The sequence below is a fragment of the Sinorhizobium sp. KGO-5 genome (genome assembly GCF_036245905.1).
Lineage (GTDB): Bacteria > Pseudomonadota > Alphaproteobacteria > Rhizobiales > Rhizobiaceae > Sinorhizobium > Sinorhizobium meliloti_A.
The window spans coordinates 1813545-1830288 of the sequence record NZ_BDIZ01000001.1; the positions used below are offsets into that span (position 1 = coordinate 1813545).

23 protein-coding genes are annotated in these 16744 nt (G+C 63.1%); 22 read left to right on the forward strand and 1 reads right to left on the reverse strand.

Going from position 1 to position 16744, the window contains the following annotated elements:
• The first annotated feature begins 57 nt into the window (after positions 1-57).
• The 14 genes from BHD07_RS08625 to BHD07_RS08690 all read left to right on the forward strand — a co-directional run bounded on the left by BHD07_RS08625 (position 58) and on the right by BHD07_RS08690 (position 8619).
• Positions 58-261, forward strand: coding sequence for a hypothetical protein (locus BHD07_RS08625; RefSeq protein ID WP_338279045.1), 204 nt, complete (start codon positions 58-60; stop codon positions 259-261).
• Entirely contained in the window at positions 258-473 is a 216-nt protein-coding gene (locus tag BHD07_RS08630) for a hypothetical protein (protein ID WP_338279047.1), read from the forward strand. Before BHD07_RS08625 ends, BHD07_RS08630 begins: the two co-directional genes overlap by 4 nt.
• On the forward strand, positions 466-1302 hold the full coding sequence (locus BHD07_RS08635) for a phage Gp37/Gp68 family protein (protein WP_338279049.1): 837 nt from the start codon (positions 466-468) through the stop codon (positions 1300-1302). The genes BHD07_RS08630 and BHD07_RS08635 overlap by 8 nt, the downstream gene beginning before the upstream one ends.
• Before the next feature lie 134 nt (positions 1303-1436).
• Complete coding sequence (locus BHD07_RS08640) at positions 1437-1910, forward strand: hypothetical protein (protein WP_338279051.1); 474 nt, start codon at positions 1437-1439, stop codon at positions 1908-1910.
• Positions 1907-3025, forward strand: coding sequence for a toprim domain-containing protein (locus BHD07_RS08645; RefSeq protein WP_338279053.1), 1119 nt, complete (start codon positions 1907-1909; stop codon positions 3023-3025). The genes BHD07_RS08640 and BHD07_RS08645 overlap by 4 nt, the downstream gene beginning before the upstream one ends.
• Position 3026: 1 nt before the next feature.
• Positions 3027-3320, forward strand: coding sequence for a hypothetical protein (locus tag BHD07_RS08650; protein WP_338279056.1), 294 nt, complete (start codon positions 3027-3029; stop codon positions 3318-3320).
• Positions 3317-3604, forward strand: a complete 288-nt coding sequence (locus BHD07_RS08655) for a DUF2312 domain-containing protein (protein ID WP_338279057.1) — start codon at positions 3317-3319, stop codon at positions 3602-3604. The genes BHD07_RS08650 and BHD07_RS08655 overlap by 4 nt, the downstream gene beginning before the upstream one ends.
• A 2-nt stretch (positions 3605-3606) precedes the next feature.
• Positions 3607-4545 (forward strand): hypothetical protein, encoded by a 939-nt coding sequence (locus BHD07_RS08660; RefSeq protein WP_338279060.1) that lies wholly within the window; start codon positions 3607-3609, stop codon positions 4543-4545.
• Positions 4545-5459: a DHHA1 domain-containing protein gene (locus BHD07_RS08665; protein ID WP_338279062.1), complete on the forward strand. Its 915-nt coding sequence runs from the start codon at positions 4545-4547 to the stop codon at positions 5457-5459. The genes BHD07_RS08660 and BHD07_RS08665 overlap by 1 nt, the downstream gene beginning before the upstream one ends.
• A 46-nt stretch (positions 5460-5505) precedes the next feature.
• Positions 5506-5823 (forward strand): Gp49 family protein, encoded by a 318-nt coding sequence (locus tag BHD07_RS08670; protein WP_338279064.1) that lies wholly within the window; start codon positions 5506-5508, stop codon positions 5821-5823.
• A gap of 60 nt (positions 5824-5883) precedes the next feature.
• Complete coding sequence (locus tag BHD07_RS08675; protein WP_338279066.1) at positions 5884-7794, forward strand: hypothetical protein; 1911 nt, start codon at positions 5884-5886, stop codon at positions 7792-7794.
• Complete coding sequence (locus BHD07_RS08680) at positions 7791-8063, forward strand: hypothetical protein (protein ID WP_338279068.1); 273 nt, start codon at positions 7791-7793, stop codon at positions 8061-8063. The genes BHD07_RS08675 and BHD07_RS08680 overlap by 4 nt, the downstream gene beginning before the upstream one ends.
• Positions 8063-8329: a hypothetical protein gene (locus BHD07_RS08685; protein ID WP_338279070.1), complete on the forward strand. Its 267-nt coding sequence runs from the start codon at positions 8063-8065 to the stop codon at positions 8327-8329. The genes BHD07_RS08680 and BHD07_RS08685 overlap by 1 nt, the downstream gene beginning before the upstream one ends.
• Positions 8329-8619 (forward strand): hypothetical protein, encoded by a 291-nt coding sequence (locus BHD07_RS08690; RefSeq protein ID WP_338279071.1) that lies wholly within the window; start codon positions 8329-8331, stop codon positions 8617-8619. Before BHD07_RS08685 ends, BHD07_RS08690 begins: the two co-directional genes overlap by 1 nt.
• A 12-nt stretch (positions 8620-8631) precedes the next feature.
• Here the strand turns inward: BHD07_RS08690 and BHD07_RS08695 are convergent, their stop codons facing one another.
• Positions 8632-8781, reverse strand: coding sequence for a hypothetical protein (locus tag BHD07_RS08695; RefSeq protein WP_338279073.1), 150 nt, complete (start codon positions 8779-8781; stop codon positions 8632-8634).
• Between the two features lie 686 nt (positions 8782-9467).
• On the opposite strand from BHD07_RS08695, the gene BHD07_RS08700 reads away from it, so the two are divergent.
• From BHD07_RS08700 to BHD07_RS08735, 8 genes are all read left to right on the forward strand, one after another.
• Positions 9468-10142 carry a hypothetical protein gene (locus tag BHD07_RS08700; RefSeq protein WP_338279075.1) on the forward strand — a complete coding sequence of 225 codons (675 nt, stop codon included), beginning with the start codon at positions 9468-9470 and terminating at the stop codon, positions 10140-10142.
• A 368-nt stretch (positions 10143-10510) separates the two neighbouring features.
• Complete coding sequence (locus BHD07_RS08705; protein ID WP_338279077.1) at positions 10511-12142, forward strand: hypothetical protein; 1632 nt, start codon at positions 10511-10513, stop codon at positions 12140-12142.
• A gap of 80 nt (positions 12143-12222) precedes the next feature.
• Positions 12223-12612, forward strand: a complete 390-nt coding sequence (locus BHD07_RS08710; protein ID WP_338279079.1) for a hypothetical protein — start codon at positions 12223-12225, stop codon at positions 12610-12612.
• Positions 12602-12730 carry a hypothetical protein gene (locus BHD07_RS08715; RefSeq protein WP_268812398.1) on the forward strand — a complete coding sequence of 43 codons (129 nt, stop codon included), beginning with the start codon at positions 12602-12604 and terminating at the stop codon, positions 12728-12730. The genes BHD07_RS08710 and BHD07_RS08715 overlap by 11 nt, the downstream gene beginning before the upstream one ends.
• A complete protein-coding gene (locus tag BHD07_RS08720; protein WP_338279082.1) occupies positions 12730-14349 on the forward strand; it encodes a portal protein in 1620 nt (539 codons plus the stop codon). Before BHD07_RS08715 ends, BHD07_RS08720 begins: the two co-directional genes overlap by 1 nt.
• Positions 14350-14730, forward strand: a complete 381-nt coding sequence (locus tag BHD07_RS08725) for a hypothetical protein (RefSeq protein WP_338279083.1) — start codon at positions 14350-14352, stop codon at positions 14728-14730.
• Positions 14727-15644 carry a hypothetical protein gene (locus BHD07_RS08730; protein WP_338279085.1) on the forward strand — a complete coding sequence of 306 codons (918 nt, stop codon included), beginning with the start codon at positions 14727-14729 and terminating at the stop codon, positions 15642-15644. Before BHD07_RS08725 ends, BHD07_RS08730 begins: the two co-directional genes overlap by 4 nt.
• A gap of 164 nt (positions 15645-15808) precedes the next feature.
• A complete protein-coding gene (locus BHD07_RS08735) occupies positions 15809-16744 on the forward strand; it encodes a phage capsid protein (protein ID WP_338279087.1) in 936 nt (311 codons plus the stop codon).

Here is a 16744-nt window from a genome sequence, read left to right on the forward strand (position 1 = left end):
CTTGACGAAATCACGCAAATCACTCTTTTCATGAATTAAGTGAAAAGGGAATCGCCCATGCCTCTTACCTGGAAAGTTATCGACAACTGGCGTGAAGAGCGGGGGATGCAGCGCTCTGAGCTTGCCCGCATTGCCGGCATTCCGGAACGGACGATTTACGCCGGTCTTCATAAGAATTCGCGCCTGCAGGCAGCGACGAAAAAAATCATGCAGTCGATCTTCCCGGAGAAGTTCGACGATCACGGGGAGGTGCGGAAGTGAGCGCCCTCGTCGAGGCTTTGGAGGTCGCCGCCGGTTCGGAACTGTCATGCGGCAGCTTCGAGCGGCGGACCGCCAGCGATGCACAGGTGGCGCGTGTTCGCCGCCTCATCGTCCGGTTCCTGGAGAACGTCGACGATGATCTGACCGTCCTCGATCTCCGTGAGGGGCTGGATGCAGCGCGCGGCGCGGAAGACGAGGAAGATCATGGCTGAAAACTCCGCCATCTCTTGGACCCGTCACACCTGGAACCCCTGGATGGGCTGCACGAAAGTCTCTCCCGCCTGCGACGGCTGCTATGCTGAGGCGCTTATGGACAAGCGCTATGCCAAGGTGCAGTGGGGACCGCACGGGGAGCGCGTCCGGACAAGCCCCCACAACTGGAATGAGCCGTTGCGCTGGCAGCGGCGCGCCGAAGTCGACGGCGATCGTCCGTTCGTCTTCTGCGCAAGCCTCGCCGACATCTTCGACAACCAGGTGCCAGCACAGTGGCGCGCGGATGCCTTCGACGTCATGCGCCGAACTTCAAATCTGGTCTATCTCCTGCTCACTAAGCGCCCGCAAAACATCGTCAAACTGGCTGATGCCGCCGGCGGTCTGCCGGAAAATGCGGCGATCGGCACTTCGGTCGAGGATCAGAAGCGGGCGGATATCAATCTGCTGGCTCTGGAAGTCGCGAAAATCGAACTGCGGCCGCTCTTCACGTTCGGTTCGTTTGAGCCACTTCTCGGCCTTGTCGTGATCCCTCCGACCGTCATGCCCGACTGGGTCATTGCCGGCGGCGAGACCGACCAGCCAGGCCATAGGGCGCGAGAGCCGCATCCGGACTGGTTCCGGAGCTTGCGCGACCAGGCCGCCGCTGCCGGCGTTCCTTTCCATTTCAAGCAATGGGGCTCGCATCGGCTGACGTCCGATGCAAACGGCCCATACATGATCCGCGCCGGGGTGAAGGAGGCCGGTCGCTTGCTCGATGGCAACGAGCACAACGCATTTCCAATCGTCTCTCTCCGCGCAAGCGGCACGCCTGGGCACGCGCTGCCGTAGCAATGTTTTCTCTTCTGCCGATTTGTACCGCGTTCGGCCACTCAAGTGGGCTGATAATGAATTGTATTGCCGATATTGACGCGGCCATCAAAGCCGCCGGGTTATCCGAAGATGAAGTTTTGCGGGCTGCGCAGATGGCCCCCCGATATCTCTATCTGATCCGCACCGGCCGAAAGCCGCTGACCAGCAAGACGACGGCGCGCATCAAGCTCGCGGTTTCCGAGCTGAAGCGTCAGCGGCGGATGGTGGAAAAGGAAAAGGCGACCGACGGCAAGCGCCCGTGGGAGAGCCGGTCGGCGGCACAATATCGGATCGCCGTATCGTTCGTGGCTCTGGCGGCCGGCGTCAAGCCGTCCTTCATTCTTGACGCCGAGCCCTCCCGGAGAGCGACAGCGGATCCGCAGTGGCTTCGCGCTGCCCGTCTGCGACGGATCGCGCTCTACATCGCCAATCAATATCTGCATGTCGACCAGGCCGATCTCGCCCGGGCCGCCAGCATGAGCAAGGCGAACGTCTCCATCACGATGAAACAGGTCGAGGACGATCGGCAGAACGATCCCGAGATCGAAGCGATCATTACTGCCGTCGAGGGGGCTTTCGAGGGATGAATTCGGCACGCGACAACGACACAGCCCTGATTAAGGAAGAGTTGAAGCGCCGGATAGAGAGCCTTTGCGCCAAGCTGTTGCCTGATGGCCGCAGACAGGGGCGGCTATGGGTAGCGCACAATCCGGTAACCGGCGACTATTCCCAAAGTCCGGAATTCAAGGTGCCGCTCAATCGCGACGTCGGCGCCTGGGTCGATTGGCGCACGGGCGAAAAGGGCGATGTCATCGGCCTGATCGAATACGTCAACCGTTGCGACTTCAAGGAAGCGCTCGACTGGGCCCGCGATTTCCTCGGCATGCGCAACATGTCGCCGGCGCAGCGGCGCGAGCTTGCCGAGCGCGCCAAGGCAGAGCGCAAGCGAGCCGATGAAAGCGCAGAGCAGCGTCGGCTTAAACGCATGCAGGACGCCGAGAAGATCTGGCTCACCGGCTATCAGGACGGCTCGGCCTCGACGGCGGAAACCCATGCCCGCCGCTATTTCGCGGCACGTCACTGCCCGCTCGAAGGCATCGAGAACCGGGACCTTGCGACATTTCGTTTCTCCGCCGGGCAGGAATTCTGGCCGCGGGCGCAGTTCCGCCACGAGAACGGCCGGCGGATCAAAATGCAGGCGGGGCCTAAGTTTCCGGCCGTGCTTTCGGCCATGCGGTTGCCGACAGGCCAGGTGGCGGCGGTGCACATGACGTTTCTTTCGCCGCTCGGGCCTCAGAAACTGCCCGTGAGCCAAGGCGAGAACGCCAAGATCATGTTCGGCGAGGCGCGCGGCGCCATGATCCGGGTCTCCCACGGCCCGGAAGGCGAGCCGCCGGAGACCGCGACCAGGCCGTACCCATTGATCCTCTGCGAGGGCATCGAGGACGGGCTTTCGCTGGCGCAAGCCTGCCCGGAAGCCCGCGTCTGGGCGGCCGGCAGCCTTTCCGCCATGGGCTCGGCGCCGGTCGACCTTCCCTGCATTTCGGCCGTGCTGATCTCCCGCGACAACGATTGGGAGAAGGCGACCGCGATCAAGCAATTCGACCAGGTGTGGGAAGCACTGTCGAAGGCCGGCAAGCCGATGACGATCATCGAGAGCCATGTCGGCAAGGATTTCAACGATTTGATACAGGAGGTTTGAAGTGACCACCAACGGTCCAATGGTCTTTCGGCGCCGCCCGGAGGAAATCACCGCTCTGCAATGGACGGGCGGCGAAGGGCGCGCCTCGGCGATCGCCGAATTTACGAGGCGCCAGGTGACAGTCGGCGAGGGCAATTATCCGCACCTCGTCGTCGCCGGCACGGACGTTCTTTGCAACGTCGAACTCGCGATGGGTGACTGGATCACGACGCGCCAGGACGGCGACTTTTGCCGTGTGCCCGCCGGCATCTTCGACCGCCTATTCGAAGCCGTAGAGCTGGATCCACGCCCATGACCTATCCCAGCAACAGCGGATCCGACGCGCACGGCGTTGCCCGTGACCAGCTGCGCGCCTTCGTCGAACGCATCGAGCGCCTGGACGAAGAGGCCAAGGCGCTGAACGACGATCGCAAGGACGTCTACGGCGAGGCCAAATCCATGGGGTTCGACACCAAGATCCTGAAAAAGGTGATCGCGATCCGTCGCCAGGACCATGACCAGCGCATGGAAGAGGAGGCGCTTCTCGACACGTACCTGCAGGCCCTCGGCATGGTGCCGGCGGCAGAAGAGGAGGCATGAGCATGTCAAAGAAAGGCAAGGGAAATGCGGAAAATCCAGCAGACAACCAGCCGCAGACTGTCAGCACGGCGGTTCCGCCGGCAGCAATGGCACCGGAAACTGAAACGGCATTGGCACTCGGTAGTGGTGATACCGCTGCAGCGGCAGGGGATGAACACGCGTCAGCACCGGATGCTGCGGCGGCTGACAATTCCGCTGGGCATTCTGGAGGCGTAGGCGATGGGGAAAGCTCCGACACGGATCCGGCGACCGAAAGCGCCGATGGGCTATCCGATGCAGCTGGCGCAACGGGTACGACGGATGTTCCTGCAGATGCGCCTGGCGAACGGCTATCCGCCGCCGACACCGCTCACTTCGAACTCGGCGCCAGCGATGCGGCTGGGTCCGACGGGGATGTTGCGATCGAGGCCGGCGCCGCTTCCGAAATTGGCGGCGCGACGCTCGATCCTGCAGCGCTGGCGGGAGCTGGCGGTGAAACGAACCACGTAGACGATCCGATGCTGTCGCCGATCGACGGCATTGTCGTGGCGGCCGAGGAGGCCTGCGCCTCCGTCATCTATTATCTGACCGAGTTCTGGGAGTTCGACCAGGAAAAGCTGGCCCGGCTGGCGATCCTTGCGGGCGCCGAGAACTCGAAGGCCACAAACGCGGTCGCCGAGCTGGTGCGCCGCATCGGCAAGGAACGCGCCACGCCGGCGGTGTGCGGCCAGCAGCTGAAGATCCTCAAGCTGATCGACGATCCCGAGCTTTCCGACGTCGAAACGCTGATCGTCGTGACCTTCATTGACGTGCTGACTGGGATCGAGGCCTTCGAGAGGGCCGAAGTTGCGCGCCTGGCTGCGGAAGCGGCGGTGCCGGTCGAGCGCACGCCGATCCCGATCGACGAAACCACGATGGGGCTGGTCGACGACACGCTCGACACGTTTGGAGGGCAGGGCTGATGGTGGGTTGGAAACCAAACCTCTGCATCTACCACGGCAACTGCGACGATGGTTTCGGCGCCGCATGGGCGATCTGGAAGCGCTGGCCCGATTGCCGGTTCGTTCCGGCGTTTCACGGCAAGCCTCTTCCCGACGTCGCCGGCGCCGACGTGTTGTTCGTTGACTTCGCGCCTCCCATAGAGTGGATCTGGCGCCACTCCTCCAAGTCGCGCAGCATGGTGATCATCGACCACCATAAAACAGCCCAAGCGGATCTTGAGAGGCTGCCGCCGTTCGATGGCACCATGCAGAGCCTCGACATGGCCTTCAAGATCAACTGGACCCAGAACACGCCGGAAATAGCGGCGTGGTTCGACATGGATCAGTCCGGCGCCGTCATGGCCTGGCGGTTTGAGAACGGCATGGATCGCGACTGCCTGCCGCCAGCGATGCTCTCTTATATTCAGGACCGGGATCTCTGGCGCTTCAATCATGGGGAAGATACCAGGTGGTTCTCAGCTGCCCTTCGGACTTATCCGATGCAGTTCGAGGTATGGGATGGCTTCGCGAAGGATCCGCAGCAGCTGATCGCCGAAGGAAAGATTGTCCTGCGCGCGCACCAGGCGAACATTCGGAAGCTGCTCAGGGAAGCATACATGCAGGAGATCGCCGGGCATTTGGTGCCGGTGGTCAACGCTCCCTACCACTATGCCAGCGACACCGCGCACGAGCTTCTTGCAGAGCATCCTGATGCACCATTCGCCGCCTGCTGGTTTCGTCGCGGTGACGGGCAACTGCAGTGGTCGCTCCGTTCCGAAGATAATCGTCTCGACGTCTCCACCATAGCCAAGCAATTCGGCGGGGGCGGACATCGCAACGCCGCCGGTTTCCAATCGACGGCATTTCTCGACCCCGACGACGATCTGCCGTTCTGACCAACCAGGTCGGCAATCCCGCCGGCCCCAACACGAGGAGAAGAGCATGAAAGATGAAGACGCGATAGAGCGGGAAATTCAGGACAAGGGGCTCAACGCGCCGCGGCTGACGCCGGCGCTGATCGACAGCACGATCATGGCCGAAAACTACCACGTGTTTCCCGGCACCACTCTTACAGTCTGCTGCCTGGTGCTCGCTAACGGCTACTGCGTCACCGGCGAGAGTGCCGCGGCCAGCCCGGCAAACTTCGACCAGGAGATCGGCCGCAAGATCGCCCGCGAGAACGCGCGGCAGAAGATCTGGGGCCTCGAAGGCTATCTGTTGCGCCAACGTCTCTTCGAGACGCAGCGGCCGGCAGCTTGACCATGCCCGCCGCGCTGGCGAGGCGGCGCGGCGGTTCACATTCCTAGATGCGGGCGGACAATGACCAGGAAACTGAAAGAACAACGCGGCCTCGCGGCCGTCCGTGCCAAGGTGCTCGATGGCCTCACGGATCTCGAAGAGGCAAGAGACCTTTCCGATCCCGATGCCAATCTGCTCCGCAACGGCATCAAGGCCGGCCAGTGGGAGGGCTTTCCCCATGATAAGATGCCGCCCGGCTGCCCGATCACCGTGCTCGGCATGAAGGGCGAGACGGTCTATGTCATTTCGGCGACCGGCTTTCTCTATGAGGTTTCGCGCTGGGATCACCCGACGCTGGTCAAGCTCTTCTCGCCCTATGTCAACTATCTGAAATGGGCCTGGCCGGCCTTCACCAAGGCGAAGGAAGACGAGGAAGGCAACATTATTCCACCGAAGGTCGATCGCGTTGCGCGCGACAAGGCCGTTGAGGCGATCATTGCCGAGGCGGGCAGGCGTGGCACCTTCGATCCCTCGGAAAACGTGCGCGGTCGAGGCGGCTGGAAGAGCGGCGACAATTTCGTCTGGCACTCCGGCAAATATCTGTTCTCGACCGACATCAAGCCGGGGCTGCCGGTGAAGCCGGATATCCTCCGGATGCGGCCCGGCGAGCACGACGGCTATTTCTATGCCCAGGATAGCGACACGATGCGCCCCTGGCAGACGCCGATCGACGCCGGCGAGAGCCCGGCCCACCAGATCCTGCAGGACCTGAAAACGTGGAACTGGGAGCGCGGCTACATCGATCCGATTTTTACGCTCGGCTGGATTATTGCTGCTTTCCTCTCCGGCGCGCTCGAACAGCGGCCGATCATCTTCGTCACGGGCGGACCTGGTACCGGTAAATCGGCACTGCAGCGATATGTGCGATCGCTCTTTGAGAACACGATCTTCGCGACCTCGAACACGACGGCCGCCGGCATCTACCAGACGATGGGCCATGACAGCCGGCCGATCGCGGTCGACGAGTTCGAGCGCAAGGCAAATGCGACGAAGGAAACGGCCATCATCGAAATCGCCCGCCAGGCATATTCGGGCGACAAGGGCTATCGCGGCGGCTCCGACGGCGCGTCGAGCCAGTTCGAGCTGCACAACGCCTTCATGTTCACGGCGATCCTCAAGCCGCATATGGAACAGCAGGACAAGACGCGCATGGCGATCATGCAGCTGAACCCGCTGAAGGCGCACGGCGAGCGGCCGGTGGTGCAGGATTATTGGGGCCGGCAGCTGCTTCGCCAGGTGATGGACGGCTATCATGATTTCGTCGCGCGGATCCTGCCGAAATGGCGCCAGATCCTCTCGGACGATCGGCTGCACTTTGATAGCCGCGCGATCGACACCTATGGCACGCTGCTCGCCTGCGCGGAGCTGGCGGTTGGTGAGCAGGGCATGATCGACGGCGGCCTGATGGCGAAATCCGCCGGAAGCAGCGAGCTGGATATCGAGGTGCTGAAAGACACGCTCGAGTTTGCGACGGCCGCCGAGCGCGCCAACCAGACGCCGAAATGGCAGGACGTCATCGAGCGGCTGCTCGGCTGCAAGCTCGACGCCTACAAGAGCGGCGAGCGCCTGACCGTCGGCGGCGTGATCGAGGCGCTGGAGAATAAAGACAGGAGCGACATGGACATCGTCGAGGCCCGCGCCCGCCTGGCGCTCCTCGGCCTCGGCGTGCGCGATCGGCCGAAGGATGATCCCAACAATCCCTGCACGGGATATGCGCTGGCCGTGCCCATGAGCGACGACAATCTGAACAGGCTGTTCGGCGATAGTGAATTCGCCAGGGGCGGCTGGACCGACGCGCTTCAGCTCGGCCCGGAGGAGATCGTTCCGCGCGGCCTGGCGAAGGCGATGAAGACGGTGAAGATCAACCGGGCGGCCAAGACATGCACGCTCGTCGACCTGCAGGCCTATGACGAATGGGTGGATCGGGCATGACCGACATCTTCTGGATCGCGGTGCAGGAACCCGGCAAGGTGCTTGCCCGCAAAGGACCGTTCCGAACCAAATACATGGCGAGAACGCTGCGGGAGTTCATGGGCGCGCTACCAGGCGCAATTCTGACGGTGGTGACGATTGACGATGGGGAGCCGTGGTTCGAGGACGTGCCGACCGCCCTTTTGCTACTTGACGGCCGATCGCGGCCGCGATGCCGGCGGCATTGGGCGAGCAGCCGAAAGGCTTTCGCGGACGCTGGGAGCAAGTGATGCCCAAGGGGTGCCCGCACAAAGACGTTAGGTTCTGCCCGCTCTACGTCGCGGCGCATGGCGGCACCACGAGCCGTCTCGGGTGCATCGACGGCCACATAGAAGAAGGGACATGCGCGGCCGCGCGGAAGCTGGACTATGCCGCGGCCGTGGCGAAGCTTGAGGCCCATCGGCCCGGCCTGGTCGCCGAATGCCGCTTCCAGGAGGAGGCAGCCGAGATCCGGGCGCAGCGACTGCGTAACATGAGGGCGGCCGGGCTGCACTGATGCTGGCGATCGAGCGCACCACCCGGCAATTCGTCGCTTCGCTTAGAGAAGCTATCCCTACATTATATATATGTGTCGAGCGGTCGAAGAATGCGTATGGCCGCTCGAACTATGTCCATATCCGCGATCAGGCGCAGAGGCGCTATTGGAAGGTGCGGATCTCCGATCATGCGGTCGGCATGCGACGCGCCTTGAGCGGCAGCGAGGATCTGTACATCACGGCCGGCACCAGGCCGCCCAGCTGGGCCGTGTGGCTCGGCGAGTTCAAGCGGCGCGTTCAAGCTCCATAGCCACGCCAGCAATCATGTTGGCTTGTCGTACAGCGGCTTCCTGCGGTTCCTTGGCCTTGGTTCGAGGCCGCGCAGATGCACCGTTACCTGCCCGTTATCCCAGCGCCTGGCGACCTTGCCCGAAAGCTTGACGGCGTCGCCCTTCTTGATTTGCCTCGGCATTAAAACCACCACGATCGAACGCGCATCATTCTAACACAGCAGCCCGCCAGAGCGTTCCGGCGGGCTTTTCATTGCACATCAAATGCAGCAAATGCGGCGGCAAGAACATCGAGCTGCGTCTCCAGGCTCCCGGGCCCAAACCGTAAAGCTTAGCGCCCACGCCCTGTTCTGATTGCGGCGCTGTTTCCGCCAAAATCCTCACCGCACTTAACCCTCTTCCCCCGCCCCGGAGGGGAGAAAAGCGGAGCCCGCGCCAGCGTCGGAGCCAGCGAGCGGCTTTCGGCGACCGCTAGGCGCGTCCGCCTTGCGGGCTCGCCACGAGATGTCAGCGGATTTGAGGCGCGGGCACTTAACCCGGGCGGAGCCGTGTGCAGCATGGGGCGTGGCGGTTCGTCTGCCGTGACGGGTGCGGGTGGTTACCGCCAGTTACCCATCGGTTACCAGAGCGGCAACCGGGATACATCAAGGAAATCAGGGGTTTATTGTGGCGGTTACCGGGTTGGCGATTGATATAGGCTTTTTCACGCGCGCGTGTGTGCGATACGCGTGAAAGGGGAAACTGGTAACCCGGTAACCGATAGATATAAATACCTGATTTCCTTGGAGATATGCGGTTGACGCATGGGTTGTCGGTAGCTGGCGGGATCAATCGCCGGTAACCCGAATAAACAAATAGGGAAATACCGGTGAGCGACGAAAACGAGCAAAATCAGGGGCTTCGAGAGGCACACCCACGGCGCGATTTTTCCGGCGAGATGTCGATCGAGACCGATCCGGAGCGCGCGGCGAAGGTCGGATCGACCAGGGCAACGGCCGAAGCGGCCATGTCTAGCCTCGCCGCCGAGCTGGTGACGGCCGAGGCCGAGCCCGAGCAGCCATCGCTCATGCTCGATGAGATCGATGAGCAGCAGTCGCTCTTCGCCGGCCCCGTGCGGCACGTGGCCGATACCATATCCGCAGCCCGAGCCGGGCGCGGGAGGCCAAAGGGCAGCCAGAACAGGGCAAGCCGCCAATTCGCCGAGACCCTGATGCGCATGGGATACCGGCATCCAGGCCTCAACCTCGCCGCCCTGGCGAACGCCAACCCGCTGGACCTTGCGGCGGAACTATCGGAGCCCTATCGTCCGACGAGGGGGCCGCACGCGGGCCAGCTGGTCGAGGCCAGTTGCACTCCGGCGGATGCCATGGCGCTGATCCTCAAGGCCAACGCCGAGCTGATGCCATACTTCGAGAGCAAGCGGCCGCAGCAGATCGAGGTCAACGAGACCCGCCTCGGCGTCATGGTGATCGGCGAGGTCCGGGCGGAGAAGCCGGAAGACGGCCGGTTCATGAGCCTGACGAAGGTCGAGCGGCCTGACTGAAAAAGCGCAATGAAATCAATGGCGATCCGTCCGACATTTGGCCGTCCGACATTTCAGCCGATAACCCGTTGAATTTCCAAGGCCGCGAATGATGCTAAATCATTGGCTGCCTTCCGGCTGGGCCCGTTTCCTGGCGGAAAATCGCCTGGCCTATCGGCATCAGGAGGGGGCTGCCCTCGCGGGCTGGCGCGCGAGCGCGGCCGAGCGGTTTGAAAACTCGCAGCCGAGCCCCCTGTACCAGGGTCGGTTGTCACACACACCGGCCTTTCAGACCTGCCTGACTGAACCCATTGGCGGGCGAACCTAAACTTCCTTGGACCGGAGGGGCGCGGGCGCGGGGCTCCGGAGATCGCAAGGGTAACGGGTTTATGGGAAATATCGACATTCAGCGGTACATGCCGCCGGGGCCGATCGGCGCCGCCTTCATCAAATCGCGGGGACCGATCGACACGATCATGGGGCCCGGCGGATCCGGGAAGACGGTCTGCTCGGTGATCAAGGGGCCCATGCACGCGGCCGAATACATGCCGGTCTGCAAGGATGGGTGGGTGCGCGTCAAAACGCTCTGCGTTCGCGATACCTATCGCAGCTTCGCGCGCACGGCGCTCGCCAGCTGGTACAACACGTTTCCGGAAAAGCACCCCTGGACGGTTAGCCATGAGGGAGGCCAGGATCGGCCGGTGGTTCATACCCTGTGCTGGGAAGCCTGGCGCGGCGCGGACAAGGTCAAGATCGAATACACGATGGAGACGGGTGCCATCGGCGACAACGATCTCGAAGCGTTTGCGAAGGGCTACGAAATCTCGCTGGCTTGGGGGAACGAATACGATCTGATGCCGGAAAACACACTGCCGGTGTTCTTTCAGCGCTGCGGCCGCTTTCCGCCTGTCGAGATGATCGCGCCTTCGGAGCTGGAGCGCGTTTCGCGCGACGGCCGGCAGGCAATGCGACTGATGGGGCTCACGGTGGATGATAGCGAGCCGGTGTTGCCTCGCATCGTTTGGGGGGACATGAACCCTCCCGACATCGATCATCCAGCCTATACCACTCCTTACGGCGAGGTCTCGAAGCCTGGCGGCGTCTACAGCAACGTCACCCCCGGCTGGAATGGGTTCTGGCAGCCGGGCGGCCTATCGCCGCACGCCGAAAACCGGGTCGGCAAGCCGCGCAGCTCCTATGAGCTTGAGGCGGCCACCACAAAGGACAAGCGCCTGGTGCGGCGCATGGTCCACTCTTTGCCGGCCTATGCCAAGGACGGCACACCGGTCTACGAGGATTATTTCAATCCGGACGTCCACAAGGCCGATCAGGCGATCACGCCCATTCCCCAGCTCGGCCTGACGATCGGCATCGATGCCGGCGGCTCGCCCGCCGCAACCTTCGGGCAGATCTCGCCGAGCGGGCAAAACCGTTGCCTGGCTGAGCTGGTCGCGGATCCCGGTACCGGGCCTACGCGCTTCGGTCAGATGATGATTTCCCTGTTGATGAACCGCTTCCCGAACATTCCCATCATCGGCGCCTGGGCCGATCCCTCCGCCTGGTACGGTGCGGATACCCAGACGGGCGAATTCCACTGGATCAACACCTTGGCAGCGATTGTCCGCTTTCCGATCATGCCGGCGCCCTCGAATGAGCCGTCGATCCGCCAGGAGGCCGTAAAACACTACTTGTCGCTGACGATCGACAATGTGACGCCTGGCTACATCGTGGATCCCAGCTGCAAATGGATCATTGGCGGCTACGAGGCGCACTACAAGTTTTCCAAGAAAACCTCGTCTTCCGAGACCGACAAGGGCGAGGCCGTCAAGAACGGCCATTCGCATCCTCACGATGCCGAGCAATATCGGTGCCTCGGGCAGCTGGGGCTGGCGGCGCTGGTTTCCAAGGCGGTCGAGACGACAGCTCCGCAGAACGTGATCGGCGATACGGCCGGGCATCGTCGCGGCCGCCAGGTCGAGGCACGGCAGCGGCCGGGTGATTTCAACGTATGGGACGTCTGACAGTTCATTCGCCGGCGGATTATTCGGACTGCCTCACGTGCGCGGGCGGGCGCGCGCTCGCGCGTAAGGCGGCGATCTGGATGCGCAACAACGGCGACAGCGTTGCGATCTTTCACGAGGGCGAGCTGCTGGCCGTCGTCTACCTGGTGCCCGATCGGGACGGGCGGCGGGAATTCTGCCTGGTCGTTCGGCCGGCTGCCCGCGCGCATATCGGCAAGCTCTGCAAGCTGGCGCACTCAACGCTCAAGGCCATCGCCGATCATGGTGTCGTGGTGTTCTGCCGCGTGATGCCGGGCAACCGGACGGGAACGCGAATGGCGCACCTGACGGGCTTCACGCCCGCGAGCGAGGAATGGATTTTCGAAGGGGAAGGCGATGAGCGGTGTCGTGAAAAACCTGTTCGGCGGCGGCGACAACGGCGCGAAGCAGGAGGCGGAGAAGAGCCGGCAGCTGCAGCAGGTGGCGAATGATCGCCAGCTCGCCGAGCTGAACCGCAATGACAAGGCCGTTGCGGCGACCCGTCGTGCGCCCCGCGGCCGTCGGCTCTTCGAGGATGGTTCCGAGGCGCTTGCCGGAAAGCTCGCCTGATGCAGGGCGATTATCGCGTCGACATCAAGCAACACCGGACGCGGGTCGAGAACACCTGGGGCGGCCGGTCGGGTTGGACCAAGATCTACCAGGACGCGTACGATTACGCGATCCCGATGCGCCGCCCCTCGGGTGGGCTCAACGGCCGCCCGCAGCAGCCCGATCGGCTATTCGACATGACCGCGCCCATGTCGGCGATGTACTTCGCCGGCAACCTGCAGCGCGATCTCTTTCCGGCTGGCCAGCCGGCCTTCGAGCTCGAAACCGGCCCGCTTGCTGCCATGGTGCTTTCGTCATCCGACAAAAAGGCCTTCGATCGCGAGCTCGCGCGCACTTCGACGCTGATCCATCCGTTCTTTCTGGCGGGCGACTGGGACACAGCCATTCACGAAATGTGCGTCGATCTCGCCGTCGGTACCGGCGCGTTGCTGCCGGTCAAGGGAAAATCGGCAAATGAGCCGATCCGCTTTGCCTGCCTTCCGTTCGATGAACTGGCGATATCGGCTGACGGGTTTGGCGCGGTCGACCTGGTCGACTGGCGAACGCAAATGCGCGCCGACCAGATCGTCGAGGCATGGCCGAAGGGTCGTTTTCCTGCCGACTTCAAGGAAAAGGCGGTCACCAAGCCATCGGAGCCGTACACGGTTCATCAGACCTGGTGGAAGGATCGGCAGGGCGCTGGCTGGCATTTCGGCGTGCTTCTCGAAACCTCGACAGAGCTTCTGTGGCACGAGCGGTACCGGACACAGCCGATCGCCATTCCGCGCTACTATCGCGTGCCGGGCGAGGCTTATGGCCGTGGTGTGGTTCTGACCGCCTTGCCATCGATCAAGACGGTCAACAAGGCGCAGGAACTAGCGCTGAAGAGCGCCGCCATCTCGATGCTCGGCATCTGGGGCTATCGTGCCGGCGGCACCTTCAATCCGAATACGGTGCGGCTGGGCCCCGGGGAATTCTGGGCGATGCAGTCGACCGGCGGCATGTTGGGCCCGGACGTTTCGCGCCTCGATACGGCGAGCGGCAATCTCAACGTTGCGCAGCTCCTGATCGGCGACCTTCAAAATCAGATCAAGGCGGCGATGTTCGACACGCGCCTGCCGGATTACGAAGGCACGCCGCGCTCGGCCTCGGAGATGGCCGCGCGGCTGCAGCAGCGAGCGAATATCCACATCGGCGCCTTCGGTCGCCTGGTCAATGAGATCATGCCGGTGGTCGTGCCTCGTGTCGCCGAGATCCTTTACGAGTTCAACATGCTGCCGATGGTGCGCGAGGTCGACGATCTCCTCGTGTCGGTGAAGGTCAAATCCCCGATGCAGGCCGCATTGAACGCCGACCGCATCGCTGCGATCGCCAATTATCATGACTTCATTCTGGCCTTTGCCGGGCCGGAAGCAAAAGAACTCTACATCAAGCAGGACGCGGTGCTCGATCGTGTCGCCGAAGGCTTCCAGATCGATAAGGATCTGGTGCCCGATGATCAGGAGCGCGCGGCGATCGTCGTCCAGATCGAAGAACGCCGCAAGCAGCAGATGGCAATGATGATGGCGGCCGAGGCGGCCAAGCAGGCGCCGGGCGCGATCAAGGATGTTGCAGTCGCCGAAATGCGGAGGGCCGCGTAAATGTCCGGCCCCTTCATCCCGTCTCGAGCCGGGCAACCTTTCGATCTGCTCGAGCAGGGGGCGGCCGGAAGCGGCTGGGACGGCGTCGAGGATCTGTTCAAGCCGTTCCTTCAGACGTCCGAGCTGCAGCCCGGCGACAACCTGGCGAGGTTCATGGCGGCGCTTCGGCACACGCCGGAGGGGCGGGCAATGTTCGAATGGATGATGGACATCTCCATTCGCCAGCCGCTTCGTGTCACCGGCGCCAGCCTTGAACAAACCGCCCTGCAGGCGGCGACCCGGCAGGGCATCAACGGATTTGCCGAGGCGATCCTGAATGCGATCGCCCACGGCGAAAAACTGCTCATGCAAGCGAAAACCCAGAATGGAGCTGGAGAATGAAGACTTTCCTTGATCGCCTGACTTTCAGCGCGCCCGATGGCGGTGGCGGCGGTGCGCCGCCGGCCCCCGCTGCGAGCGCGCCTCCTTCCGATGCCAGTCCTCCTCCTCCCGCTGGCACGGAAAACCCGCCGGCTCCATCGGCGGGTGATGCTCCTCCGGCGGGCGCCGGCGATCCGCCCGCCGGAGGAGAATTTTATCGTCCGCAGGGCCTCGCCGAGCATTTGCTCGGCACGGATCAGAACGAGACGATGGATAAGATGGCGAAGGCGCTCGAAGGCTATCGCGCCCGCGATGCCCAGAACGGCGTGCCTGACAAGCCGGATGCCTATGGCGAGTTCGCCGGCGAGATCCCGGAGACGATCAAGCCGCATCTCGACACGCTGAAGGGTGATCCGCTCTTCGGCCGGGTCGCCTCCAAGGCGCTCGAAATGAAGGTGCCGGTTGCCGCCTACCAGGCGCTGACGCAGGAGTTCCTGTCGGTGGCCCATGAAATGGGCATCATGGAACCGATCGTGGACGAGAAGGCCGAGCGGGAAGCGCTGACGCCGGATGCTGCCAGGCACCTGCCGGAGCCGGAACAGCAGCGGGCGCGCGAACAGCGGATGAGCGACAATTATGCCTTCGTTGACGGTATGATCGCGAAGGGCCTCGCCAAGGAGGATGCCGAGTTCGCAAAGGCGATGCTCGGCGACAGCGCAAAGGGTCACCGCTTCTTCGAGGCCATGCGCCAGCTCGCGGGCGGCGGCGCCGGCGGCGGTCCCGCCCTCGGCCATCATCAGCCGGCCGGCGTCGACCCGAAGGCGGAACTCGTCGCCCGTGGCGCGCTGCCGCAGAATACCGTCGGTCACAAGGATTTCGATCGCAAGTCCTATGATCAGCTGCAGGCCGATTACAAGCGCGTCTACGGCAGCTGAACCTTCCGCACTGAACGGCTCCCGGCCGGTGGCAGCATTCGAAGCGCTACCGGACGGGAGCGACCTGGACCAACCGACGGCTATCCTTCACCGGACCCGTCGGCTCCGGCTAATCGGCCCTCTCGGTGATTTCGTCCATCACACTTACACGAGGGTCACTCCCAATGCCTGTTGAAGCCTGGTTCAAAGAGAAAATCCGTGACGACGTCGCTACCCGCCTTCAGTCCAAGGGCGGCTTGCTCGACGGCACCATGAAGACCGGCGAGAACGTCGCCGGCACTGTCAAGTTCCCGATCGCTGGCGGTCGGATCACCATGTACAAGCTCTCCGGTGCAATCGAGGAAGTCCGTCCGCAGGGCCTCGACATCGATGTCGTGTCGCTGCAGGCGACCGATTACACTGCTGAAGCAACGATCCGCAACCAGGACAGCATGCGCCAGACGCCGTCCTATCAGGCGGAAGTGGCCGGCGCGATGGCGAAATCCGTGCGGATGAAGCGTGACGGTCTCAAGTTCGACGCCCTCAACGCCTTCTGCAATACGGGCAACGCCAATATTCCCGGCGGAGGCCCGACCACCCCGAAGACGATCGGCGATGGCACCGCCCGCATCGACCTGACGGATGTGAACAAGGCGTCTGCGCAGGTCCGTGGCGTCGGCAGCGACGAGGAAATCTACTGGCCGATCCCGTACATGTGGTTCGAGCAGCTTTGCTGGTACAAGGAATTCGCTTCCAAGGACTACCAGGGCGACAAGGATCTGCCGTTCGCGCAGTCCGGCGTGGTCGACAAGAAGACCTGGAAGGGCGTGCACATCATGGCGCTGCCCGACGAACACTTCACCTATGGCACCGCTGCCTGGGTCGCTGGCCAGGATGAATGGGCGGCCGGCTACCTCGACACCTACATGTGGACGAAGTCCGCCGTGGGCTGTGAGACCTTCTGGTCGAAAGAGCAGATGGACATCAACGAGTGGATTGGCAAGGCCGGCAAGCCGTTGCTCTGCGACACGGCGCTCTCTGGCGCTGCGGTCGGTCTACTGCCGGAGGGCGTGAAGCGGCTGCGCTTCCTCGCCATCAACGACACCGTTCGCCCGAGCTGA